Below are 23,007 nucleotides of genomic sequence, written 5' to 3'. Positions count from 1 at the left end.
TCGGACGTGCGAGGGGGGTGGGCGCCGGGGTGCGCCGTCACCCCGGAGGCGTGTGTGTCGCGGACACTTCAGGGACGGTAACCGCGTTCGTCCGGGTCCAACAGCCCTTGGACCGCCACTGGTTGAACTTTCTCCCGGCACAGGACAAAGCGGGGTCCGGGCAGGCCGGACCGGGGACCGGCAGGGTCACCGGCCCCCGTTCCCGACCTGCGGCGACGGCGTCCGTCAGCTGCTGAACGCGGCGTCGAAGGAGGCGCTGGGCGGCTCGAAGTCGTACGCCTTCAGGCGGGTCAGCGCCTCCGGGGCGCCCTGGAGGCGGTCCATGCCGGCGTCCTCCCACTCGACGGACACGGGCCCGCCGTAGCCGATGGAGCGCAGCATGCGGAAGACGTCCTCCCAGGGGACGTCGCCGTGGCCGGCGGAGACGAAGTCCCAGCCGCGGCGCGGGTCGCCCCAGGGCAGGTGGGAGCCGAGGCGGCCGTTGCGGCCGTCCAGGCGCTTGCGGGCCTCCTTGCAGTCGACGTGGTAGATGCGGTCGCGGAAGTCCCAGAGGAAGCCGACCGGGTCGAGGTCCTGCCACACGAAGTGGGACGGGTCGAAGTTGAGGCCGAAGGCCGGCCGGTGGCCGACGGCTTCCAGGGTGCGGACGGTGGTCCAGTAGTCGTAGGCGATCTCGCCGGGGTGCACCTCGTGGGCGAAGCGCACGCCCTCGGCGTCGAAGACGTCCAGGATCGGGTTCCAGCGGGTCGCGAAGTCCTCGTAGCCGCGCTCGATCATCGCCTCGGAGGCGGGCGGGAACATGGCGACCAGGTGCCAGATCGCGGAGCCGGTGAAGCCGATGACGGTGTCGACGCCGAAGCGGGCCGCGGCCCGGGCGGTGTCCTTGATCTCGGCGGCGGCCCGCTGCCGGACGCCCTCCGGCTCACCGTCGCCCCAGATCCGGGCGGGCAGGATGGCCTGGTGGCGTTCGTCGATGATGGCGTCGCACACCGCCTGGCCGACCAGGTGGTTGGAGATCGCCCAGCACTTCAGTCCGTACGTGTCGAGGAGCTGGTGCCGGGAGTCGACGTAGGAGGGGTCGGCGAGGGCCTTGTCGACCTCGAAGTGGTCGCCCCAGCAGGCGAGTTCGAGGCCGTCGTAGCCGAAGTCGCGGGCGAGGCGGCAGACCTCCTCCAGCGGCAGGTCGGCCCACTGGCCGGTGAACAGCGTGAAGTCGCGCGGCATTCGTATCCGTCCTCCTCAGGCGGCGATCGGTGTGTAGACGGAGTTCTTCTCCGCGCTCTCCTCCACGGCGGCCAGGACGCGCTGCACCTGGAGCCCGTCGGCGAAGGAGGGGGCGGGGGTGCGGCCCTCGGCGACCGCGTGGACCAGGTCGCGTGCCTGGTGCACGAAGGTGTGCTCGTAGCCGAGACCGTGTCCCGGCGGCCACCAGGCGTCCAGGTAGGGGTGGTCCGGTTCGGTGACGAGGATGCGGCGGAACCCGGCGTGCGTGCCGGGCTCGGTGCCGTCGTGGTACGACAGCTCGTTGAGCCGTTCCAGGTCGAAGGCCAGCGAGCCGCGCTCGCCGTTGAGTTCGATGCGCAGGGCGTTCTTGCGTCCGGTGGCGTACCGGGTGGCCTCGAAGGAGGCCAGGGCGCCGGAGGCGAAGCGGCCGGTGAACAGGGCGGCGTCGTCCACGGTGACCTCGCCGGTGCCGGCGGCGGAGACGGCGGCCAGGCCGCTGGTCGCGCCGGCGGGCAGCGGGCGCTGCCGGACGAACGTCTCGGTCAGGGCGGACACCCCGGCCAGGTGCTCGCCGGCCAGGTACTGGGCGAGGTCGACGATGTGCGCCCCGAGGTCGCCGAGCGAACCGGAACCGGCCTGCTCGCGGCGCAGCCGCCAGGTCAGCGGGAACAGCGGGTCCACCAGCCAGTCCTGGAGGTAGGACACGCGGACGTGCCGCAGGGTGCCGATGCGGCCCTCGGCGACCATCCGCCGGGCGAGCGCGGTCGCGGGGACCCGGCGGTAGTTGAAGCCGACCATGGCGGTCCGGCCCCGCGCGGCCGCCTCGTCGGCCGCGCGGACCATCGCCTCGGCCTCGGCGACGGTGTTGGCCAGGGGTTTCTCGCACAGCACGTGCTTGCCGGCGGCGAGCGCGGCCAGCGCGATCTCGGCGTGGCTGTCGCCCGGGGTGCAGATGTCGACCAGGTCGACGTCGTCCCGTTCGACGAGGGCGCGCCAGTCGGTCTCGGTCGCCGCCCAGCCGTACCGGTCGGCCGCCGCGCGCACGGCGGCGGCGTCCCGGCCGCAGATCACGGCCAGTTCGGGGTCCAGCGGCAGGTCGAAGACGCGGCCCGCGGTGCGCCAGCCCTGGGAGTGGGCGGCGCCCATGAAGGCGTAACCGACCATGCCGACGCGCAGGCGTGGCTTCCCCGTGCCTGCTGCCCCTTCTGACGCTTGCGGCTGTGCCATACGGATGTCCTCCTCGTCGTCCGTGCGGGCGGGGGCGGGCCCCGCCCGGTGGGCTGGTCAGGCCCGTGGGCCGGGGCTCCTCACTTGAAGCCGGTGGACATGTACTGGTCCACGTTGTCCTTGTCGACGACGGCCGAGTAGCAGGTCAGCGACGCGGGGATCTCGAACTCGGCGAGCCCGCCGACCCCCTTGCCCTGGCCGAGCGCGCGGGCCAGGTCGATCGCGGAGGCGGCCATCGTCGGCGGGTACAGCACGGTGGCCTTCAGGACACCGTTGTCGGCCTTGATGGCCTCGAAGGCGGACAGCGCGCCCGCGCCGCCGACCATCAGGAACTCGTCGCGCCCCGCCTGTTCGATGGCGCGCAGCGCGCCCACGCCCTGGTCGTCGTCGTGGTTCCACAGCGCGTCGATCTTCGACTGGGCCTGCAGCAGCTGCGCCATCTTGGCCTGGCCGGTCTCGACGGTGAACTCGGCCGCCTGGCGGGCCACTTTCTTGATGTTGGGGTAGTTCTTCAGGGCGTCGTCGAAGCCCTGGGTGCGCTGCTTGGTGAGCTCCAGGTTGTCCAGGCCGGCGAGTTCGACGACCCGGGCGTCCGGCGTGTCCTTGAGCTTCTCGCCGATGTAGTGGCCGGCGTTGAGGCCCATGCCGTAGTTGTCGCCGCCGATCCAGCAGCGGTACGCCTGCGGGGTGTTGAAGATCCGGTCGAGGTTGACGACGGGGATGCCGGCCCGCATCGCCTTCAGGCCGACCTGGGTGAGAGCCTTGCCGTCGGCGGGCAGCACGACCAGGACGTCGACCTTCTTGTTGATGAGCGTCTCGATCTGGCCGATCTGCTGCGCGGTGTCGTTGGAGCCCTCGGTGATCTCCAGGGTGACGTCGCTGTACTTCTCGGCGCGCTTCTTGGCGTTGTCGTTGATGGCGTTGAGCCAGCCGTGGTCGGCCTGCGGTCCGGCGAAGCCGATGGTGACCGGCTTGCCGGGCTTGTCGTCGGCGGCCGGCTGGGCGCCCGCGTCGGACTCCTTCTCGCTCGGCTCGTTGCTGGTGCAGCCGGTGACCAGGGCACCGGCGGACACGGCGGCGGCCCCGAAGAGCAGCCCTCTGCGGCTCGTGAACGGTGTGGGAAGCGGCATGGCGGTGAACCCTTTCCTAGGTCGTGCTCGCGGTACGGCGCTGGACCAGCACGGCGGCGACGATGATCGCGCCCTTGGCGATCTGCTGGACGTCGCTCTGCAGGTTGTTCAGGGCGAAGATGTTGGTGATGGTGGTGAAGATCAGGACGCCCAGGACGGAGCCGACGATGGTGCCGCGGCCTCCGGTGAGCAGGGTGCCGCCGATGATCGCGGCGGCGATGGCGTCGAGCTCGTAGAGGTTGCCGTTGGTGTTCTGGCCGGAGCCGGCCAGCACGATGAGGAGGAAGGCGGCGATGCCGCAGCACAGTCCGGACAGCAGGTAGAGGTAGAGCTGCTGGCGGCGGACGTCGATGCCGGCCAGGCGGGCGGCCTCCGCGTTGCCGCCGACGGCGACGGTGCGGCGGCCGAAGGTGGTCCGGTTGAGCAGCAGCCAGCCGATCACGGTGACCGCCGCGAACACCAGCACGAGCGGCGGCACTCCGAGCACGTAGGCGTCGCGTTCGCCGAGGTCGAGGACGCTGTCGACGGTGACGATCTGGGTGCGGCCGTCGGTGATCTGCAGGGCGAGTCCGCGGGCCGAGGCGAGCATGGCGAGGGTGGCGATGAACGGCACCATCCCGCCGTAGGCGATCAGCACCCCGTTGACCAGTCCGCAGCCGAGTCCGACCAGGACGGCGGTGAAGAGGATGCCGGCGAAGCCGAACTCCTGGGTGGCGACGGTGGTCGCCCAGACGGAGGCGAGGGCGACGATCGCGCCGACCGACAGGTCGATGCCGCCGGAGGTGATGACGAAGGTCATGCCGACGGTGACGACGCCGATGACGGACGCCTGGGTGAGGACGAGTTGGAGGTTGCGGGTGTCGAGGAACTCGTCCGGTCGGGTGAAGCCTCCGATGAGGATCAGGACGGCGAGCACGCCCAGCAGGGAGAGCGTGCGGACATCGGCGCGGAACAGCACGGCGCGCCAGGCGGGCGGGCCGACGGCCGGCGGTGTCTTGCCGAGGGTGTCCCGCGGCGGGGAGACGGGCTGCGTCATGTGGCCGGGCTTCCTTCCATGACGAGGTCGAGGACACGGTGTTCGTCGAGTTCACGGGCGGGCGCGGTGTGGACGACGCGCCCCTCGCGCAGGACCAGGACGCGGTCGGCGAGGCCGAGCACCTCGGGCACCTCGCTGGAGACCAGGAGGACGGCGAGGCCCTCGTCGGCGAGCCGGCGGACCACCGCGTACAGCTCCGCGCGGGCGCCGACGTCGACGCCGCGGGTGGGTTCGTCCAGCAGCAGCACCCGGCAGCCCCGCAGCAGCCAGCGCGCGAGCACCGCCTTCTGCTGGTTGCCGCCGGACAGGGTGCGCACCGGCACGTCGGGGTTGTCGGGCCGCAGTGACAGCTCGCGGATCGCCGCGTGGGCCGCCCCCTGTTCGGCCCCGCGGTCGATCCAACCGCCCCGGGAGAAGCGGGACATGGAGGACACCGACACGTTGCGGGTGACGGACTCCAGCATCAGCAGCGCCTGCGCCTTGCGTTCCTCGGGGGCCAGGCCGATCCCGGCCCGCACGGCCGCCCGGACGCTGCCGGGCCGCAGCGGGCGCCCGTCGACGAGGACCCGCCCGGTGTCCGGTCGGCGCGCGCCGTAGACCGTCTCCAGGATCTCGGAGCGCCCGGAGCCGACGAGTCCGGCGAGCCCGACGATCTCCCCCGGGCGCACCTGGAGGTCCAGGGCCTCGAACTCCCCTTCGCGGGAGAGCCCTTGGACCGTGAGAACCGGTTCACCGGAGGGCTGTCCGGCCGGCCGCTCGGGGAAGACGTACTCGACGGTGCGGCCCGTCATCAGGGAGACTACCTCGCTGGTCGGTGTCGACTCGGCGGGCAGCCCGCCGGCGACGGCCCGGCCGTCCTTCAGCACGGTGACCCGGTCGCCGATGCGGCGGATCTCCTCCAGGCGGTGGGAGATGTAGACGACGGCGACGCCCTCGGCGGTGAGTCCGGCGACGATCCGGAAGAGGTTGTCGACCTCGTCGGGGTCGAGGGCGGCGGACGGTTCGTCCATGACGATGAGCCGCACGTCGTGGGAGAGCGCCCGCGCCATGGACACGATCTGCTGCTGGGCGGCGGAGAGTCGGCCCACCAGCCGGGCCGGGTCGATCTCCGGGTGTCCGAGCCGGCCGAGGAGTTCGGCGGTCGCGGTCCGGGCGGCCCGGCCGCGGACGACGAATCCGGCGCTGGTGGGTTCATGGCCGAGGTGGACGTTCTCGGCGACGGACATGTGCTCCACCAGGTCGAGTTCCTGGTAGATGGTGGCGATGCCCAGCCGCATGGCGGCGATCGGCGAGCGGAGCGTGACCGGCTCGCCCTGCCAGTGGATGGTGCCGGTGTCGGGCTGGTGAGCGCCGGCCAGCACCTTGATCAGGGTGGACTTGCCGGCCCCGTTCTGGCCGAGCAGGCAGTGCACCTCGCCCGCCTGGACGTCGAGGTCGACACCGTCCAGGGCCCGGACTCCCGGGAACGACTTGGTGATGCCGGACATGCGGAGCAGCGGTGGTCGGGTTGCCATGCGGTTTCCCCTCGGCGGGCGTGCGGGCCGGTGTCAGGGCGCGGCCGGGCCAACGTTGTCAGGGCAGGGCTGTGGTGGTGGCGGTCGTGGCGGTGGCGTGCGGGGGGCGCTGTGTGGGGAGCGGTGTGGGGAGGGCGCTGTGCGGGGCGCCTGGTGCCGTGGTGCGGTGCCGGGTGCTGTCGTGTCTGGTGTGGTGGTGCGGTACGCGGTGCTTCCGGGCGGTACGTGGTGCTGCGGTGCGGTGGCCGTACGTCGGTGCGTCGGTACGTGGTGCGTGGTACGTGGTGCGGTGGTACGTCCGTGGCGGTGCGGTCGTGCGGCGGAACGGGCCGGGTGAGGAGCCGTAGTGGCGCCGTGCCGTGGAACGGTGGCGCTGTGCGGTGGTGCGGCGGTACGGGGTGCCGTGGTGCGGGTGTGCCGTGGTGCCTACGCGGGTGAGAACAGGTGGTCGCTGATGAGCCGGGCCGCGCCGATGACGCCGGCGGTGGGGCCCAGTTCGCCCAGGACGATGGGGAGGTTGCCGGTCGCCAGGGGCAGCGACTGGCGGTAGACCTGAGTGCGGATCGCGGCGAGCAGGGTGTGGCCGAGGCCGGTCACCCCGCCGCCGATCACCACCAGGCCGGGGTTGAAGAAGCTGACGAGCCCGGCGATGACCTGGCCGGTGCGGTTGCCGCCCTCACGGATCAGGTCGAGGGCGGTGGCGTCCCCGGCGGCGGCTGCGGCGGCCACGTCGGCGGCGCTGAGCGTGCCGTTCGCCTCCAGCCGGGCCGCGAGTTCCGGGGAACGCTCCTGCTGGGCGGCTTCGGTGGCGTCGCGGGCGAGGGCCGCGCCGGAGAAGTGGGCCTCCAGGCAGCCCCGGTTGCCGCAGGCGCAGGGGCGGCCGTCGGGCACGGCCTGGATGTGCCCGATGTCGCCCGCGCTGCCCGTCGTCCCGCGGTGGACCTCTCCGCCGACGACGATGCCGCAGCCGATGCCGGTGCCGATCTTGACGCAGAGGAAGTCGGCGACGGTGCGGGCGACGCCCGCGTGCTGCTCCCCCATCGCCATCAGGTTCACGTCGTTGTCGACCATGACGGGACAGCCGAGTTCCTGGCTCAGCGCCTCCCGCACGGGGAAGCCGTCCCAGCCCGGCATGATCGGCGGGGCCACCGGGACGCCCTCGGGGAAGCGGACCGGCCCGGGGACGCCGATGCCGGCGCCGTCGAACCCCTCCGCCAGCCCGGAGGCCCGCAACTTGGCCGCCATCGCGAGGACTTGCTCGAACACGGCCACCGGCCCCTCGCGCACGTCCAGCGGCTGGGTGATGTGCCCGAGGATCTCCAGTTCGGCGTTGGTGACGGCGACGTCGACCGAGGTCGCACCGATGTCGACGCCCAGCATGCGCAGACGGGGGTTGAGCCGGATGTTGTGCGAACGGCGTCCGCCGCGCGAGGCGGCCAGGCCGTCGGCCACGACGAGCTCCGTCTCCAGCAGCCGGTCCACCTCGACGGCCAGCTTCGACCGCGAGAGGTCCACCTGATCGCCCAGCTGCGCGCGGGAGTTGGGACCACCGTCGCGCAACAGGCGCAGCAGCCGGGCCTGGTGGGCGTTCGCGGGTCGGGCGGTCATGCGTCTCACGAGCCCCTCCCCGCCTCGATCGGCTGTGCGCACCGGATTCCGGCCACGTGTGCGGCCTGCTTTCGGAAGGGAACGTAGCAGCGGCTGCCGGTGCTGGGAAGAAGTCGTGCAGCAATTGCCCCCTACTTTTTCCACTCACAGGACAAAGCCGGGGAGCGCTCTCCCCGGAAGGACCGCCTTCCGGACGGCCGGGCGGCCGGGGGCCCACCCGTGGCCACCAGGGCGGACGAGAAGGTTCCGGGAGGCCGGCTCCTCCCGGACGACGGCCCCCGCAACCGCGGTGGCCTGAAACGTGTCTGTGTTCGCGAGGGCCGGATGCCCCGGGGTGCGCCATGCTCCGGGGGACGGACTGCGGTCCGGGGGGATCGATGAACGCGTGGACGGTACCGGGGTACGCCGAGTCGCTGGAACTCGGCGCGGGGGCGAGCGGCCGGGTGGTGCTGGCCGTGCACGAGGGCACCGGGGTGCCGGTGGCGGTGAAGTACCTCAGCGCGTCGCTGCGCACCCGCCCCGGCTTCGTCCACGACTTCCGCGCGGAGGCCCGGCTGCTGGGCGGGCTCGACAGCCCGTACGTGGCCGGGCTGTACGAGTACGTGGAGAGCCCGGACGGCGCGGCCATCGTGATGGAACTGGTGGACGGGGTGGCCCTGCGCGCCCTGCTGGCACGCGGGGGCCCGCTGGAGCCGGAGGCCGCGCTGACGGTGCTCAAGGGCTCGCTGCTGGGCCTGGCCGACGCCCACCGGCTGGGGGTGGTCCACCGGGACTACAAGCCGGAGAACGTCCTGGTCGGCCCGGACGGGGCCTCCAAGCTGGTCGACTTCGGGATCGCGGTGGACGCGGGGACGCGCGCCGGGGTGGCCGGCACCCCCGCCTACATGGCTCCCGAGCAGTGGCGCGGTGAGCCCGCCTCCCCCGCCACCGACGTGTACGCGGCGACGGCCACCTTCTTCGAGTGCCTGACCGGCCGCAAGCCCTACCCGGGCGAGAACCTGGCGGAACTCGCCCTGCGCCATGTCGACGCACCGGTCCCGGACGCCGAGGTGCCCGAGGCCGTCCGGTCGCTGGTCCGGCGCGGACTGGCCAAGGACCCGGCGGGGCGGCCGGGCGACGCACGGGCGTTCGTGGCGGAGATGGAGGCGGTGGCGGGCGCCGCGTACGGGCCCGGCTGGGAGGACCGCGGCCGGGGGCGGCTGGCCTCGCTGGTCGCGCTGCTGCCGCTGCTGCTGCCCTCGGCCCGTTCGGAGGCGTTCTCCGCCACGGACACCGCCCGCACCGTGCTGCGGCAGCCGCCGGGCGGTGGATGGGCGCGGGCCTGGCGGCCGAGCGGTCCGGGACTGCTGGCCGCGGCGGCGGCCGTCGTCCTGGCCGTGCTGCTGACGCAGGCCCAGCCGTCGGGCGGCGACACGGAGCGCCGGGCGGCCGAGGTCTTCGCCACCACCAGCGCCCGCCCGGGCGTCACCGCGGGCCCCACCGCGCCGGGCGCGACGGCCGGACCGGACGGGCCGGAGGGTCCGTCGGCGTCCGCCACCGCGGCCGGCGCGTCCGCCGGGCCGTCCGGCACGGCGACGGCGGCACCCGGCGGCCCGGACCCGACGGGCACCGGCCCCGCCCCGGGGACGGACCCGGGCACCGACCCCGACACGGACCCCGGCACCGGCACTCCGGGCGGCCCCGCGACCGGGCCGGGCACCCCCACCTCCCCTCCCCCGCCGCCGGACACCTCACCGGCCGCCCCCGCCGCACCGGCGGTGAAGGACATCGCCGTCTCGGAGTTCCGGCAGACCGGTGCCACCACCGCCACGACCACCGTCACGGTGGTGACGGACGGGACCGGACCGGTGTCGGTCTCCCTCAGCTGGTTCACGGGCGACGTCTCCGGACAGCCGGCCGCCCAGGACGGGCCCGCGCAGGTGGTCCGGCGCAGCGGCGCCACCCGGTACACCGTGACCGTCGAGCACGCCTTCACCACCCTCGGCTGCTACTGGACGGTGCGCGCGGCCACCTCGCCGGCGTCGGCGGACGGGGGCGCGTCGCAACAGCTCCTCACCCGGCGGTGCGACCTGCGATGACATCGGCGAACGACCCCACGCCGCGGCCCACGCCCGGAAACCCGCCCGGGGAGGACGACGACTACAGCGCCACCGTGCTGGCGAGCCACTGGATCCAGCGGCCCGGACCGGAGACGGCGATGCTCCGCGACCGTCCCGACGACCAGGGCCCCGGCCGGGACGGGACGTCCCCGGAAGCGGTCACGCCCCGGGCCGCGGACACCCGCCGCGCGGACCCCGCAGCGGCGGGCGGTGCGCCGGAGCCGTCGCCCCCCGTGCCGCCGGACCGGGTAGAGGGGACGGTGCTGCGCTTCGGCCCGGGTGTCGAGGGCGCGCCGGCACACCGCTCCTCCGGGACGCCCGTCGTCCCGGCGCTGCCCGCACCGTCCGCGCCGCCGGTGCGGCGGGGGATGCGGCGGCACGCGCTGCCCGCGGTCGTCCTGCTGTGCGTGCTGGCCTTCCTGGCCTGGCAGCGTCTGGGCCCGGACCTCGCGGTGCGGGACGTGGCGGTCACGGCCCGGCCGGCCACGGTGCGCTGCGAGGGCACCGCGGATCTCGTCGGCACCGTGACGACGAACGGCCGGCCCGGTGTGCTGACCTACCGCTGGACCCGCAGCGACGGCACCTCCTCGGGCGTGCTCCGCGAGGAGCTGCCCCGGGGCCGGACGCAGGCGCGGCTGCACCTGCTGTGGACCTTCGAGGGCCGGGGCCGCTACGAGGGGCACGCCGAGCTGCGCCTGCTGACGCCGGTCGAGCGCACGGCACGGGTGGACGTCACCTACGACTGCCGTTGATCCCGCACGACCGCCGCACGGACCCGGGGCGGCCACGACTGCCGCCGAGCCCGTGCCCGGGAGATCAGCCCTGCCCAGGAGGACGCCCTACCTTGGAGGTCGCCCTGCCCGGGAGATCAGCCCTGCCTTGGAGATCAGCCCTGCCCGGGAGGTCAGGGGCAGCGGACGACCTGTCCCGCGTAGGACAGGTTGCCGCCGAAGCCGAACAGCAGGACGGGGTCGCCGGTGCTCACCTCTCCCCGTTCCACCAGCTTGGACAGGGCGAGCGGGATGCTGGCGGCGGAGGTGTTGCCGGACTCGGTGACGTCCCGGGCGACGACGGCGTTGACCGCGCCGAGGCGGGCGGCGAGCGGTTCGATGATCCGCAGGTTGGCCTGGTGCAGCACGACGGCCGCCAGGTCCTCGGGGGCCAGTCCGGCCTTCTCGCAGGCCTGCCGGGCGATCACCGGCAGCCGGGTGGCCGCCCAGCGGTAGACGCTCTGCCCCTCCTGCGCGAAGCGCGGCGGGGTCCCCTCGATCCGCACCGCGTGGCCCATCTCCGGCACGGACCCCCACAGCACCGGGCCGACGCCGGGCTCGGCCGCCGTCTCCACGACGGCGGCCCCCGCCCCGTCACCGACGAGCACGCAGGTGGAGCGGTCCGTCCAGTCCGCCACCTCGGACATCTTGTCCGCCCCGATGACCAGCGCGCGGGTGGCCGCTCCCGCGCGCAGGGCGTGGTCGGCGGTGGCCAGCGCGTGGGTGAAGCCGGCGCACACCACGTTGAGGTCGAGGGCGGCCGGGCCGGGGATGCCGAGCCGGGCCGCGACCCGGGCGGCCATGTTGGGCGAGCGGTCGATCGCGGTGGACGTCGCCACCAGCACCATGTCGATGTCGTCGGCGGTCCGGCCGGCCGCCGCGAGGGCCTTGCCGGCGGCCTGCGCGGCCAGTTCGTCGACGGGTTCGTCGGGTCCGGCGATGTGACGGGTGCGGATGCCCACGCGGCTCGTGATCCACTCGTCGCTGGTGTCCACCATGCCCGCCAGGTCCTCGTTGGTGAGCACCCGGGCGGGCTGGTAGTGGCCGACAGCGGCGATGCGCGAGCCGATCATGGGCGGGGTCCCCTCGTCGTTCGGAAGCGGGATCCCTCAGTCTGATCAGTGACTCACGGGTACGAGTGCAGGTGAAGTGACAGGAATCGGGTCCGGGCGTTGTCGGCTTCCGCTCCCGCCGGGCGCCGGGGGCGGGAGTCCGACGGTGCGTGTGCGGACGACCACGCGGAGGCGTCCCCCGGAGACCCCCGGTCGGGCCACCGTACGGGCCCGCCACGTCCCGGTGGCCGTCGCCCGGACCGCTCCGCGGCCGACTCACCGCCCCGCACCGCCCCCTCACCCGTTCCCTCCCTCACCGGCCCGCCCGCAGGGCGCCACGACCCGGCCGTCCGCCCGGTGCGGGACAATGGACGTCCGGCGCGCGGCCCGCACGGAACGGGGAACGACCAGGACTGGGGACATGGGACGAGTCACGGAACGACGCAAGGTGCTCCGCATCCGGGACGGGGTGGTGTCCAGCCGGCCCGACACCCTGGTCGCCGAGGAGCCCCTGGAGATCCGGCTGAACGGGCGGCCCCTGGCGATCACGATGCGCACCCCCGGCGACGACTTCGCCCTGGCGGCCGGTTTCCTGGTCAGCGAGGGCGTGCTGGCCTCGGCCTCCGACCTGCGCAACATCGTCTACTGCGCGGGGGCCACCGCGGACGGCGTCAACACCTACAACCTGGTGGACGTGCAGACCGCTCCCGGTGTCCCGGTCCCGGACATCACCCTGGAACGCAACGTGTACACGACGTCGTCCTGCGGTCTGTGCGGCAAGGCGAGCCTGGACGCCGTGCGGACCACGACCCGGTGGCCGATCGCCGACACTCCCCCGCTGCGGGTCACGGCGGACCTGCTGTCGGAACTGCCCGACCGGCTGCGTGCCGCCCAGCGGGTCTTCGACCGGACCGGCGGCCTGCACGCGGCGGCCCTGTTCGACGAGGACGGCAACCTGCTGGACGTGCGCGAGGACGTGGGGCGGCACAACGCGGTCGACAAGGTGGTCGGCCGTGCCCTGCAGCAGGGCGGGCTGCCGCTGTCCCGGACCTTGCTGCTGGTGTCCGGCCGGGCCTCCTTCGAGCTGGCGCAGAAGGCGGTGATGGCCGGTGTCCCGCTGCTGGCCGCGGTGTCGGCGCCGTCGTCGCTGGCGGTCGACCTGGCCACGGAGGCGGGGCTGACGCTGGTGGGGTTCCTGCGGGGCGGCTCCATGAACGTGTACGCGGGCGAGCACCGGATCGACCTGCGGGCCCCGGCTCCCCACGGCTGACGGACCGCTCCCGCGTGGTCGTCCGCCCTCGGACGCGCCCGGCGCCCGGCCGCGTGCGGCACGCGAGCACGGCCGGCCCGGTGTCCGGCCGGCGCAGTGACCGGTCGGGGCGGTGCCTGGTCGGGGCGTGACCCGTCGGGGCGGTGCCCGGCCGGGGCAGTCACCCGTCGGGGCAGTGAACCGGCCGGGGCGGTGCGCGGGGACAGCCTGTCCCCGGCCCGGCGGCCGAGGCGCCATGGACCGGGGCCCCCTGGGCCACTAACGTCGCGAAGCGTGCCCGACGACCCCGACGACACAGCACGAGCACGGCGGCGGACGGCGACCGCGACCGGCGTGGTGCTGCTGGCCCTGGTGCTCGGTGCCGTCCTGCTCTCCGGCCCGCATCCCGACGACGGCCGGCCCGGGAGCGACGCCTGCGCACCGCGTACGGTCGCCTCCTGGTCGGCCGACGACACCCTCACCGCCGAGTTCGCCCGCTACGGCGACGACGCCATACGCACCGACGACTGGACCGGCGGCGACGGCACCCACTCGGTGCGGCTGCCGGACGGCCGGCTGCTGTGGCTGTTCTCCGACACGTTCCTGGGAAGGGTCAACGGACCGCCCAACCCGGTCGGCGAGTCGTACACCTGGCGGGAGCCCGCCGCGCCGATGGTCCGCAACTCGGCCGTGGTGATGCGCGACGGCCGCCTGGAACGGACCCTGCCCGCCCCGCTGTTCGCGGATCCGGGCCCCGACCGGTGGCGCTGGCCGGTCGCCGCCCGGGTGGAACCGCGCTCCCCCGGCTCGTCGGAGAAGGTCGTGCGGGTCCTGCTGTGGGTGCGCCGCACCGGGCCGCCCCCCTGGATCTACGGGGTGCCCACGGCCACGGAGGTGGCGACGCTCTCCCTGCCCGGCCTGCGCCTGGAGTCGGTGACCACCGTCCACGACCAGCAGCAGGTCACCGACCCGTCGCGCCGGGTGCTGTTCGGCACCACCCTGACCGAGGAGGACGGCTGGACGTACGTGTTCGGCGGGGACGACGGCCGGGCGGTGTCCCGGCCGGTCTCGCGGGCGTACGTGGCCCGGGTCCCGGAGGGCGGCCTGGCGGACCCGGCGGCCTGGGAGTTCTGGAACGGCTCGGAGTGGCAGACCCGGGCCGACCCGCGCCCGGTCCTCGGCGACGGGCGGCGCGCCGGGGTGGGCAGCGCCTTCTCCGTGGTCCGTGACGACGGGACGTACGTGCTGTTCACGATGGCGGCGGGCGCGAAGGGTCTCACCACGGTGGCGTCGTACTGGGCCTGCTCGCCGGCCGGGCCATGGCACGGGCCGGAGAAGGAGTTCACCCCCGCGCTGCCGCACGAGGGCACCGCCGCCTACAACCCCCAGACGCACCCCGAACTCAGCCGTGACGGGCGGCTGGTGCTCAGCTACGACGTCAACTGGATGGAGACGGCCGAGGCGGCGGTGATGCTCAGCCGGAACGTGGCGCTGTACCGGCCCCGGTTCCTGACGGTGCGGCTCGGCCCGGCGGGGTGACCCCGGCATCGGGCGCGTCCGCGTCGGCCTCGCGGACCTCACCGGCCAGGCGCACCTCACCGGCCTGGTGCACCGTGCCGGCCTCGCTGACCTCGCCGGCCTCCGGGTCGCGCGAGCGGCGCCCGGCGATCACCGCGCAGACCATCAGCTGCATCTGGTGGAACAGCATCAGCGGCAGCACGGCGAGCGACGCCTGCGCGCCGAACAGGACGCTCGCCATGGGCAGTCCGGCGGCCAGGGACTTCTTGGACCCAGCGAACTGGAGGGCGATCCGGTCCGCCCGGCCGAAGCCGAGCGCCCGGCCGCCGTACCAGGTCAGCAGCAGCATCACGGTCAGCAGGACGGCCTCCACGGCGAGCAGGGCGCCGAGCCGGGCGGGGCTGACCTGCTGCCAGACGCCCTGTGCGGTGCCCGCGCCGAACGCGGTGTAGACGACGAGGAGGATCGCCCCGCGGTCCACCGGGCCGAGGACGCGGCGGTGCCGGGCGACGAAGGCGCCGATCCGGGGGCGCAGCATCTGTCCGGCGAGGAAGGGCACGAGCAGCTGCGACACGATCCGCAGCACCGACTCGCCGGAGAACCCGGCCGCGCCGCCGAGCAGGGCCGCCGCCAGCAGCGGGGTGAGGACGATCCCGGCGAGGGAGGAGAAGGAACCCGCGCAGACCGCGGCGGGCACGTTGCCGCGGGCCAGGGAGGTGAAGGCGATGGAGGACTGGATGGTGGACGGGACCAGGGTGAGGAACAGCAGGCCCTGGTACAGGGGGTCGGTGAGGATGGTGGGGACGAGACCGCGGGCGGCCAGTCCGAGGACGGGGAAGAGGACGAAGGTGCAGGCCAGCACCGTGACGTGGAGCCGCCAGTGGCGGAGGCCGTCCACCACCTCGCGGGTGGAGAGGCGGGCGCCGTAGAGGAAGAACAGGGCCGCGACGGCGGCCGTGGACGCCCCCGAGGCGAGGTCCGCGGCGGTGCCCCGGGCCGGCAGGACGGTGGCGAGCGCCACGGTGGCGAGCAGCAGCAGGAGGTACGGGTCGAGCGGCATCCGGCTCGGCCGGCGCGGGCGGGTCACGGTCCTCCAGGTCTCCGGGGTGGTCGCCGTGCGGGCGGTGGACGGCACATGGGCAGCCGGCCGCGGTCGGCCGGCCTCCCCATGGTGCGCCGCGGCGCGGTGATCGGGGAACCCGCACACCGCTCTGACTGTCATCACGATCCGCGATAGCCTGGGCCGGTGTACGACCCGGGACACCTGAGGACCTTCCTGTCCGTGGCGCAGACGCTGAGCTTCACCCAGGCGGCGCGGCGGCTGGGGCTGCGCCAGTCCACGGTCAGCCAGCACGTGCGGCGGCTGGAGGAGGCCACCGGACGGCCCCTGTTCACCCGGGACACGCACGCCGTCGAGCTGACCGAGGACGGCGAGGCGATGACCGGTTTCGCCCGGCGGATCCTGGACGTGCAGGAGCAGGCCGCGCGGCACTTCGCCGGGACGCGGGTGCGCGGGCGGCTGCGGTTCGGGGCGTCGGAGGACTTCGTGCTGACCCGGCTGCCGGAGATCCTGGAACGGTTCCGGCACGATCACCCCGAGGTGGACCTGGAGCTGACGGTCGAGCTGTCGGGGACGCTGCACGAGCGGCTGGCGGCGGGCCGGCTGGACCTGGTGCTGGCCAAGCGCCGGCCGGAGGACGCCGGCGGTGAGCTGGTGTGGCGCGACGAGCTGGTGTGGGTCGGCGCCCCGGGGCTGAGGGTGGACCCGGAGCGGCCGGTGCCGTTGATCGTGTACCCGCCGCCGGGCATCACGCGGGCGCTCGCCCTGCGGGCGCTGGAGCGGCAGGGCCGGGAGTGGCGGATCGTCTGCACGAGCGGCAGCCTCAACGGGCTGGTCGCGGCGGCCCGGGCCGGGCTGGGGGTGATGGTGCACGCGCGGGGGCTGGTGCCGCCCGGCCTGGCGCGGCTGCCGGAGCGGACGGGGCTGCCGGAGCCGGGGCGGGTGGACTTCGTGGTGGCGCGCGGCGACCGCCGGACGTCCGCCCGGGACGCGGCGCAGGCGTTGGCGGGTGCCATCCTGGCGGGCGGCGACCGGCTGCACCGGGGCGGGTGACGCCCGGGGGCGGGTGGCGTGTCGAGGGCGGGCGACTCCCGGGGCGGACGGCATCGAGGGCGGGTGGCATCGACGGCAGGCCGCTTCCGTGGGGCGCCGAGCCCGCCGGGGCCCGCCGCCCTCCCACCCCCGAGCGTCAAGCGCCGGTCAACCCCGCGTACAGATTCCGTGGAGATTGCCCCCGCGATCCTTACTCAAAAGTCAGGAATCTGTCCGGCCCTTCCCCTTGTGGGTGCATTCTGAGGCGCTGACCTGCGCGGACGCGAGCGACGTTCAGGTTTCCCGCCCCCTCCCGCGCCCCGGGGAAGGTGGGGTAGCTTTCACCGCGCCGTGCCGGGGGTTCCCCCGTCGGCGCGGTGAAGGGTCCGCATCGTGCGAGTACCGGGGAGCCAGGAACGGGAGCGGCCGTGCGCGAGTTCACCAGCCCTGCGCTGGCGTTGCCCCCTCCGGTGGGCGGTCTGGCGGACGTCGTGTTCCGGTACGCGCAGGAGGACCCGTCGCGGGTCGCGCTCGGCCGCAAGGACGCCGACGGCCGGTGGCGTGACGTGACCAGCGGCGCGTTCCGTGACGAGGTGCTGGCCCTCGCCAAGGGCCTGCTCGCCCAGGGGATCCGGTTCGGTGACCGCGTCGCGATCATGTCCCGCACCCGCTACGAGTGGACGCTGTTCGACTTCGCGCTGTGGACGGTCGGCGCCCAGGTCGTGCCGCTCTACCCGACGTCGTCGGCGGAGCAGGTCCTGTGGATGCTGCACGACGCGGAGGTCAGCGCGGCGGTCGTGGAGCACGAGGACCACGCCATGACGATCGCCACCGTCATCGACCGGCTGCCCGGGATGCGGCGGCTGTGGCAGCTCGACGCGGGTGCGGTGCAGGAGTTGTACGAGGCGGGCGCCCCGCTCGACGACGAGGTCGTGCACCGCCACCGCCGGGCCGTCACCCCCGACTCGGTGGCGACCGTGATCTACACCTCCGGCACCACGGGCCGCCCGAAGGGCTGCGTGCTCACGCACGGCAACTTCATGTTCGAGGCGGACACCGTCATCGAACGCTGGGAGCCGGTGTTCCACTCCCGCCGGGGCGACGAGGCGGCGACGCTGCTGTTCCTGCCGCTCGCGCACGTCTTCGGGCGGATGGTACAGGTGGCCGCGATCCGCGGGCGGGTCAGGTTCGGCCACCAGCCGCAGCTCAACGCGGCGGCGCTGATGCCGGACCTGGCCGCGTTCCGGCCGACGTTCTTCCTGGCCGTGCCGTACATCTTCGAGAAGGTGTTCAACGCGGCGCGGCGGAAGGCGGAGCGGGAGGGCAGGGCGGGGGCGTTCGAGAAGGCGGTCGAGGTGGCCGTGCACCACGCCGACGCGACGGAGGCGAAGGGGTGGGGCACCGGGCCGGGGCCCTCGGCGGCGCTGCGCGTGCAGCACCAGCTGTTCGACAAGCTGGTGTACGGGAAGCTGCGGGCCGCGATGGGCGGGCGGATCCGGCACGCGATGTCGGGCGGTTCGGCGATGGACCGGCGGCTCGGGCTGTTCTTCGCGGGGGCGGGCATCCACGTCTACGAGGGCTACGGCCTGACCGAGTCGACGGCGGCGGCCACCGCCAACCCGCCGGAGCGGACCCGCTTCGGCACCGTGGGACGGCCGGTACCGGGCGTGTCGGTGCGCCTGGCCGACGACGGCGAGATCTGGCTGAACGGCGACAACGTCTTCCAGGGGTACCTCAACAACCCCGGGGCCACGCACGAGGTGCTGCGCGACGGCTGGCTGGCCACCGGCGACCTGGGTTCCCTGGACGAGGACGGCTACCTCACCATCACCGGCCGCAAGAAGGAGATCCTGGTGACCTCCGGCGGCAAGAGCGTCTCACCGGGGCCGCTGGAGGAGCGGGTGCGGGACCATCCGCTGGTGAACCAGTGCATCGTCGTCGGCAACGACCGCCCGTACGTGGCGGCGCTGATCACCCTGGACCCGGAGGCCGTGGAGCACTGGCTGGCCATGCGGGGCAAACCGGCCCTGCCGGCCGCCGAGTTGGTGCAGGACGCCGACCTGGAGGCGGAGGTGCGCAGGGCCGTGGTGGCGGCCAACACCCTGGTCTCGCAGGCCGAGTCGATCCGCACGTTCCGCATCCTGGCGCAGCCGTTCACCGAGGAACACGGCCTGCTCACACCCTCGTTGAAGCTGAAGCGCAAGGCCATCGAGAAGGCGTACACCGAGGAGGTGGAGGCGTTGTACCACGCGTGAATTGTGCGGTCCGGAATGCACGGCGGGGTGTGATCGTTGAGGATGGGGCTGTTCACCGTCCACAACCGAAGGATCGAGAGCTCGTGAGCAAGGTCCCCCCGATCGTCCTGAACAACGGCGTGGAGATGCCCCAACTGGGCTTCGGCGTCTGGCAGGTTCCGGACGCCGAGGCCGAGACGGCCGTGGCGACGGCTCTGGAGGCGGGCTACCGCAGCATCGACACCGCGGCCGCCTACGGCAACGAGGAGGGCACCGGCAGGGCGATCGCACGGTCCGGCGTGCCCCGCGAGGAACTGTTCGTCACCACCAAGGTGTGGAACAGCGACCAGGGCTACGACGCGACGCTGCGCGCCTTCGACGCGTCGGTGTCGAAGCTGGGCCTGGACCACGTGGACCTGTACCTCATCCACTGGCCGACCCCGGAGCGCGACCTGTACGTCGAGACGTACCGGGCGTTCGAGAAGCTGTACGCGGACGGCCGGGTCCGCGCCATCGGTGTGTCCAACTTCCTGCCCGAGTACCTGGACCGGCTCGCGGACGAGGCGTCGGTGGTCCCGGCGGTGAACCAGATCGAACTGCACCCGCACCTGCAGCAGCACGCGGCGCGCGAGTACCACGCCGAGCGGGGCATCGCCACGGAGGCGTGGTCGCCGCTGGGCCAGGGCAAGGGGCTGCTGGAGGTGCCGGCCATCGTGGCGATCGCGCGCAAGCACGAGCGCACACCGGCCCAGGTGGTGCTGCGTTGGCACCTCCAGCTGGGCAACGTGGTGATCCCGAAGTCGGTGACGCCGTCGCGGATCCGGGAGAACTTCGACGTGTTCGACTTCTCCCTGGACGCGGAGGACCTGGCCGCGATCAGCGCGCTGAACGAGGACCGGCGCCTGGGCCCGGACCCGGCCCGCCTGAACGGCGCCTGAGCAGGACCGCACCCGGCCCGCCCACGACGGCCTCCCCGCTCCCGCACTCCGCGGGCCGCGGGGAGCCCGTCGCGCGTCCGGTCCGGGAGGCGCGACGCGCGGGCCCGGCACGGACAGGGGCCCACGCGCGGCGCGCGGCCCGTCCGGCCGGGAGGGACCGGCGGGTCGGGCCGCGCCGGGGCCGCCCGCCGTCCCGCCCCCGGTGCGCCGCTCAGGCGGGCAGCTTCAGGTCCACCACGAAGGCGATCTCGACGGCCTGGCCGGGGAAGGTCAGTTCGGTGACCCCGAAGACGGTGCTGGCCGGCCGGTGGTCACCGAAGTAGGCCGGATTGCCCCGCATGATCTCCTCGGAGTTCCGCTGCAGGTCCACCACGTACAGGGTCTGGGAGACGACCTGGTTGCGGGTGGCGCCGAAGTGGTCCAGCACCTTGTCCAGGTTGACGTAGGTCAGCCGGAGCTGGGCGGCGAAGTCGTCGGCGTGGAGGAACTCGCCCGCGTCGCTGAGCGAGAGCTGGCCGGAGACGTGGATCAGGTCGCCGGACCTGACCGCCTGGGAGTAGCCGAACGCGCTCTCGGCCGGCACGCCGTGGTTGTAGACATCGTTGGTGGTCATGGGGATCGCCTCTCCTGGTGACAGGTCACTCTCTTGCGGTGACTCGGAAACCATAGGAGAGTGACGGCTGACCTGGAAGAACGCACTTTTTCGTAACCGAGGAACCTCATGGTGACCAAGCAACGGCTCGAGGACCTGCCGGCGGACGCGGACCTCAGGCGCGCGGACTCCCTGGCGCGGGAGATCTTCTCCGACGTCGCCAACAAGTGGGCGCTCCTGATCATCGAGGCGCTCGGCGACCGCACTCTGCGCTTCAGCGAGCTGCGGAACGAGGTCGAGGGCATCAGCCACAAGATGCTCACCCAGAACCTGCGCATGCTGGAGCGCAACGGCCTGGCCGAGCGCACGGTGCACCCCACGGTGCCGCCGAAGGTCGAGTACACCCTCACCGGGGCGGGCCGGGCCCTGCGCACCACGGTCGACGCCATCTGCGGCTGGACCCACGAGCACCTCGGCCACATCGAGGCCGCGCGGCACCGCTTCGACGGTTAGAGCGAGGCCGCGCGGCACTGCTCCCGGCGGCCGAGGGGCACGGCGTCCGCACCGCGCCCGGCGGCCGAGGAGCGCGGCGTCCGCACCGCGCCCGGCAGCCGAGGAGCGCGGCGTCCGCACCGCTCGACCGCCGGGAGCACGCGGCACCGTGTTCGACGCGCCCTCGGCCCGCCCCCGGTCCCCCTCGTCGTCCGTCCACGCACCCGGTCCCGCTCGGTCCGCGCGGCGGCGGAACCGCATGCCTACACCGGCCGGACGGCGGTGTGGACCGTGTGGGCCGCCAGGACGAAGACGTCCGGACGGCGGTGGACGCTCGCCGGGTCGTCGGGGTCGAGGAGACGGTCGAGGGTGGCGCGGTCCTCGGCGTCCAGGTCCTCGGCAAGGGTCTCCCGGGTCCGGGTGAGGGTGGCGGCGACGTAGGCGCGGGCACGGTCGGTGGTGGGAGCGGGCAGGTCCAGGAGGAAGGTGCGGGTGCGGGTGTGGTGGAGCCCGGCGGCCACCAGCAGCGCGGGCCAGTCCTCGGTGGCGGCGACCGAGCCCGGCAGGTCGGCGCGCATCCGGGTGAACCAGTCCTGCTCGACCGCGTCGATCCGGGCCTGGAGACCGGGCCGGCCGAAGCCGATGTCGCGGGGCAGGAACCGGGCGGGCAGCCCGCCCTCCATCACCGCGAGGGTGCCGCCGGGCGCGAGCCGGGCCGCGAGGGCGGTGAGCGCGCCGGCCTGGTCGCCCAGGTGGTGCACACTGCGGCTGGCCCACAGCAGATCGGCCGGGTAGTCCAACTCGTCCAGCACTTCCGGGAGTTCACCGGTGAGCGTGCTGAAGCGGTCGGCGGCCCCGTGCCGGGCGGCCCGGTCCCTGGCCCGTTCCAGCAGGGGCTCGGAACCGTCCACGGCGACGATCCGGGCCCCCGGGAAGGTCTCGGCGAACAGGGTGGAGATGACGCCGGGTCCGCTGCCGGCGTCGACGACGAGTCCGGGCTCGGTGACCTCCTTCGCCAACCAGCCGAGCGCCCGCTCGTACAGCGGCGTGAACAGCTCCGCCTGCGATTCGAGGAGCGGGGCCAGCTCGGCCCAGTCGATGTCGGCGTGGTCGTGACCGTGGGCGTGGTGGTGCCCGCCGTGACCGGGCGCGTCGTGACGGTCCGGGTCGTGCGGGCCGGGGATGTGGTGGCCGGGGACGTGGTGGTCGGGGTGGTGATCGTGCGCCATGGGGTCAGCCTCTCCGCTCGGGTGCCCCCAGGGTGCGGTGACGCACCGGATTGCGGCAAACACTGTTGCCACTCCCGCAAGCCGGCCCGGCTCGGAGCGGCCCTCCTCGCGGACGCCGCCGTCGCCCGGTCCTGGGCGCGGAGGACCACGCCGTCGCCCCCTCCCGGCGTCGGTCCCCCGCCTGGTCTACTTCGTGACCTTGATCCCCTCCAGCTCGGTGGACTCCGGCGCCAGGATCGCGAACCAGTCGTAGGGGGAGTTCTCGATGCGATGAAGGACGGGGACCCCGGCGTTCACCTCGGCGTTCACCTCGGTGTCCGCTGACGTACGGCCGACCGTGGTGGAGGTGCCGTCCTTCCACGTGCAGGTGACCTCCCGGGCGTTCTTGGCGACGTGGGCGTAGACCAGGCGCGCGGCGGCCGTGTCGTCCCCCGGGAGCAGGAGCTGCGAGGCGGTCCCGTACTCGCCGCCGGTCAGGGCGTCGCCCTCGGACACCACCCAGTTCAGGAGCTGAGTGGTACTCGCCTCCTCACCGGTGACCCGGTACACGAAGTGCGCGACCTTGCCCACCAGGTCGGAGGCCGAGGAGACGTCCTGCGGCTGCTCGCCGAACTTCGCCATGGCCGCCAGGGCGGCCCGGGCCTCCGCCGTGTCCGCCGGAGCCTCCCACACGTCGATGTACACCCTCCACGGCACTCCCGCGTCGGTGCCGCTCGCCAGGGTCGTCCGCATGGGCGGCTCGGGTGCCTCGGGGGTGGTGGCCGGCCGGCTCGCCGGCGAGACCTCCGACACGACCTCCCGGCCCCTGTCACCGGACAGCCCGTTCAGCGCCAGAGCCCCTGTGGAGCCGGCCAGGACCAGGGCGGTGGTCGCCATGACCGCCCGGCGACGGGCCCTGCGGCGGCGGCCACCGCGGATCAGTGCCTGGGCGGGGGCCGTGCCGATCGTCACCTCGTCGGTCGCGTCGGCCAGCAGGAAGGCGATGTCGTGCTGTGTCATGTCG

At 73.8% G+C, this 23,007-nt stretch carries 19 protein-coding genes; 8 read left to right on the top strand and 11 right to left on the bottom strand.

Going from position 1 to position 23,007, the window contains the following annotated elements; translation table 11 throughout:
• Positions 1-225: 225 nt before the first annotated feature.
• The 6 genes from AC02VZ_RS18375 to AC02VZ_RS18350 form a co-directional block, all read right to left on the bottom strand.
• A complete protein-coding gene (locus tag AC02VZ_RS18375; RefSeq protein ID WP_432058509.1) occupies positions 226-1,224 on the bottom strand; it encodes a sugar phosphate isomerase/epimerase family protein in 999 nt (332 codons plus the stop codon).
• A 15-nt stretch (positions 1,225-1,239) separates the two neighbouring features.
• Positions 1,240-2,451, bottom strand: coding sequence for a Gfo/Idh/MocA family protein (locus AC02VZ_RS18370; RefSeq protein ID WP_432058508.1), 1,212 nt, complete (start codon positions 2,449-2,451; stop codon positions 1,240-1,242).
• An 80-nt stretch (positions 2,452-2,531) separates the two neighbouring features.
• Positions 2,532-3,581 carry a substrate-binding domain-containing protein gene (locus tag AC02VZ_RS18365; RefSeq protein ID WP_432058507.1) on the bottom strand — a complete coding sequence of 350 codons (1,050 nt, stop codon included), beginning with the start codon at positions 3,579-3,581 and terminating at the stop codon, positions 2,532-2,534.
• Positions 3,582-3,597: 16 nt separating this feature from the next.
• Positions 3,598-4,617 carry an ABC transporter permease gene (locus tag AC02VZ_RS18360; protein WP_476475875.1) on the bottom strand — a complete coding sequence of 340 codons (1,020 nt, stop codon included), beginning with the start codon at positions 4,615-4,617 and terminating at the stop codon, positions 3,598-3,600.
• Positions 4,614-6,131 (bottom strand): sugar ABC transporter ATP-binding protein, encoded by a 1,518-nt coding sequence (locus AC02VZ_RS18355; RefSeq protein ID WP_432058505.1) that lies wholly within the window; start codon positions 6,129-6,131, stop codon positions 4,614-4,616. The genes AC02VZ_RS18360 and AC02VZ_RS18355 overlap by 4 nt, the downstream gene beginning before the upstream one ends.
• Before the next feature lie 426 nt (positions 6,132-6,557).
• The gene (locus AC02VZ_RS18350) at positions 6,558-7,739 is read right to left on the bottom strand and encodes an ROK family protein (RefSeq protein WP_432058504.1); all 1,182 of its coding nucleotides are present in this window, start codon (positions 7,737-7,739) and stop codon (positions 6,558-6,560) included.
• A gap of 377 nt (positions 7,740-8,116) precedes the next feature.
• Here AC02VZ_RS18350 and AC02VZ_RS18345 point away from each other — a divergent pair, with 377 nt between their 5' ends.
• A complete protein-coding gene (locus AC02VZ_RS18345) occupies positions 8,117-9,817 on the top strand; it encodes a serine/threonine-protein kinase (protein ID WP_476475874.1) in 1,701 nt (566 codons plus the stop codon).
• Positions 9,814-10,590, top strand: a complete 777-nt coding sequence (locus AC02VZ_RS18340; RefSeq protein ID WP_476475873.1) for a hypothetical protein — start codon at positions 9,814-9,816, stop codon at positions 10,588-10,590. The genes AC02VZ_RS18345 and AC02VZ_RS18340 overlap by 4 nt, the downstream gene beginning before the upstream one ends.
• A gap of 152 nt (positions 10,591-10,742) precedes the next feature.
• Here AC02VZ_RS18340 and AC02VZ_RS18335 read toward each other — a convergent pair whose 3' ends face one another.
• Entirely contained in the window at positions 10,743-11,681 is a 939-nt protein-coding gene (locus AC02VZ_RS18335) for a beta-ketoacyl-ACP synthase III (protein ID WP_432058501.1), read from the bottom strand.
• A 400-nt stretch (positions 11,682-12,081) separates the two neighbouring features.
• Here AC02VZ_RS18335 and fdhD point away from each other — a divergent pair, with 400 nt between their 5' ends.
• Positions 12,082-12,930 carry a formate dehydrogenase accessory sulfurtransferase FdhD gene (fdhD, locus tag AC02VZ_RS18330; RefSeq protein ID WP_476475872.1) on the top strand — a complete coding sequence of 283 codons (849 nt, stop codon included), beginning with the start codon at positions 12,082-12,084 and terminating at the stop codon, positions 12,928-12,930.
• 273 nt (positions 12,931-13,203) lie between these two features.
• Positions 13,204-14,448, top strand: coding sequence for a DUF4185 domain-containing protein (locus AC02VZ_RS18325; RefSeq protein WP_432058499.1), 1,245 nt, complete (start codon positions 13,204-13,206; stop codon positions 14,446-14,448).
• Here AC02VZ_RS18325 and AC02VZ_RS18320 read toward each other — a convergent pair.
• Positions 14,384-15,487, bottom strand: a complete 1,104-nt coding sequence (locus tag AC02VZ_RS18320) for a bile acid:sodium symporter family protein (protein WP_476475907.1) — start codon at positions 15,485-15,487, stop codon at positions 14,384-14,386. The two genes, AC02VZ_RS18325 and AC02VZ_RS18320, sit on opposite strands and share 65 nt — an antisense overlap.
• A gap of 186 nt (positions 15,488-15,673) precedes the next feature.
• Here AC02VZ_RS18320 and AC02VZ_RS18315 point away from each other — a divergent pair, with 186 nt between their 5' ends.
• The 3 genes from AC02VZ_RS18315 to AC02VZ_RS18305 all read left to right on the top strand — a co-directional run bounded on the left by AC02VZ_RS18315 (position 15,674) and on the right by AC02VZ_RS18305 (position 19,691).
• Positions 15,674-16,540, top strand: a complete 867-nt coding sequence (locus AC02VZ_RS18315; RefSeq protein WP_432058498.1) for a LysR substrate-binding domain-containing protein — start codon at positions 15,674-15,676, stop codon at positions 16,538-16,540.
• 407 nt (positions 16,541-16,947) lie between these two features.
• Positions 16,948-18,774, top strand: coding sequence for an AMP-dependent synthetase/ligase (locus AC02VZ_RS18310; RefSeq protein WP_476475871.1), 1,827 nt, complete (start codon positions 16,948-16,950; stop codon positions 18,772-18,774).
• Between the two features lie 83 nt (positions 18,775-18,857).
• Positions 18,858-19,691 carry an aldo/keto reductase gene (locus AC02VZ_RS18305; RefSeq protein ID WP_432058496.1) on the top strand — a complete coding sequence of 278 codons (834 nt, stop codon included), beginning with the start codon at positions 18,858-18,860 and terminating at the stop codon, positions 19,689-19,691.
• A gap of 211 nt (positions 19,692-19,902) precedes the next feature.
• On the opposite strand, the gene AC02VZ_RS18300 is transcribed toward AC02VZ_RS18305, so the two are convergent.
• Positions 19,903-20,304, bottom strand: a complete 402-nt coding sequence (locus AC02VZ_RS18300; RefSeq protein WP_476475870.1) for a RidA family protein — start codon at positions 20,302-20,304, stop codon at positions 19,903-19,905.
• A 108-nt stretch (positions 20,305-20,412) separates the two neighbouring features.
• Between AC02VZ_RS18300 and AC02VZ_RS18295 the strand changes: the two genes are divergently transcribed.
• On the top strand, positions 20,413-20,796 hold the full coding sequence (locus tag AC02VZ_RS18295; protein ID WP_432058494.1) for a winged helix-turn-helix transcriptional regulator: 384 nt from the start codon (positions 20,413-20,415) through the stop codon (positions 20,794-20,796).
• A gap of 242 nt (positions 20,797-21,038) precedes the next feature.
• Here AC02VZ_RS18295 and AC02VZ_RS18290 read toward each other — a convergent pair whose 3' ends face one another.
• Together AC02VZ_RS18290 and AC02VZ_RS18285 are read right to left on the bottom strand one after the other, a co-directional pair.
• Positions 21,039-22,004 (bottom strand): class I SAM-dependent methyltransferase, encoded by a 966-nt coding sequence (locus tag AC02VZ_RS18290; RefSeq protein ID WP_476475869.1) that lies wholly within the window; start codon positions 22,002-22,004, stop codon positions 21,039-21,041.
• A 186-nt stretch (positions 22,005-22,190) separates the two neighbouring features.
• Positions 22,191-23,003: a hypothetical protein gene (locus tag AC02VZ_RS18285; RefSeq protein ID WP_476475868.1), complete on the bottom strand. Its 813-nt coding sequence runs from the start codon at positions 23,001-23,003 to the stop codon at positions 22,191-22,193.
• Positions 23,004-23,007: the final 4 nt, after the last annotated feature.

This window comes from Streptomyces sp. 3-6 (assembly GCF_056323165.1).
This window is presented reverse-complemented; position numbering and strand designations above follow the sequence as displayed.

Coding starts and splice junctions, on each gene's coding strand:
- AC02VZ_RS18285 (WP_476475868.1), bottom strand. CDS start 23,003: ATGACACAGCACGACATCGCCTTCCTGCTGGCCGACGCGACCGACGAG.
- AC02VZ_RS18320 (WP_476475907.1), bottom strand. CDS start 15,487: ATGCCGCTCGACCCGTACCTCCTGCTGCTGCTCGCCACCGTGGCGCTC.
- fdhD (WP_476475872.1), top strand. CDS start 12,082: ATGGGACGAGTCACGGAACGACGCAAGGTGCTCCGCATCCGGGACGGG.
- AC02VZ_RS18295 (WP_432058494.1), top strand. CDS start 20,413: ATGGTGACCAAGCAACGGCTCGAGGACCTGCCGGCGGACGCGGACCTC.
- AC02VZ_RS18355 (WP_432058505.1), bottom strand. CDS start 6,131: ATGGCAACCCGACCACCGCTGCTCCGCATGTCCGGCATCACCAAGTCG.
- AC02VZ_RS18345 (WP_476475874.1), top strand. CDS start 8,117: ATGAACGCGTGGACGGTACCGGGGTACGCCGAGTCGCTGGAACTCGGC.
- AC02VZ_RS18375 (WP_432058509.1), bottom strand. CDS start 1,224: ATGCCGCGCGACTTCACGCTGTTCACCGGCCAGTGGGCCGACCTGCCG.
- AC02VZ_RS18340 (WP_476475873.1), top strand. CDS start 9,814: ATGACATCGGCGAACGACCCCACGCCGCGGCCCACGCCCGGAAACCCG.
- AC02VZ_RS18300 (WP_476475870.1), bottom strand. CDS start 20,304: ATGACCACCAACGATGTCTACAACCACGGCGTGCCGGCCGAGAGCGCG.
- AC02VZ_RS18370 (WP_432058508.1), bottom strand. CDS start 2,451: ATGGCACAGCCGCAAGCGTCAGAAGGGGCAGCAGGCACGGGGAAGCCA.
- AC02VZ_RS18290 (WP_476475869.1), bottom strand. CDS start 22,004: ATGGCGCACGATCACCACCCCGACCACCACGTCCCCGGCCACCACATC.
- AC02VZ_RS18360 (WP_476475875.1), bottom strand. CDS start 4,617: ATGACGCAGCCCGTCTCCCCGCCGCGGGACACCCTCGGCAAGACACCG.
- AC02VZ_RS18365 (WP_432058507.1), bottom strand. CDS start 3,581: ATGCCGCTTCCCACACCGTTCACGAGCCGCAGAGGGCTGCTCTTCGGG.
- AC02VZ_RS18350 (WP_432058504.1), bottom strand. CDS start 7,739: ATGACCGCCCGACCCGCGAACGCCCACCAGGCCCGGCTGCTGCGCCTG.
- AC02VZ_RS18335 (WP_432058501.1), bottom strand. CDS start 11,681: ATGATCGGCTCGCGCATCGCCGCTGTCGGCCACTACCAGCCCGCCCGG.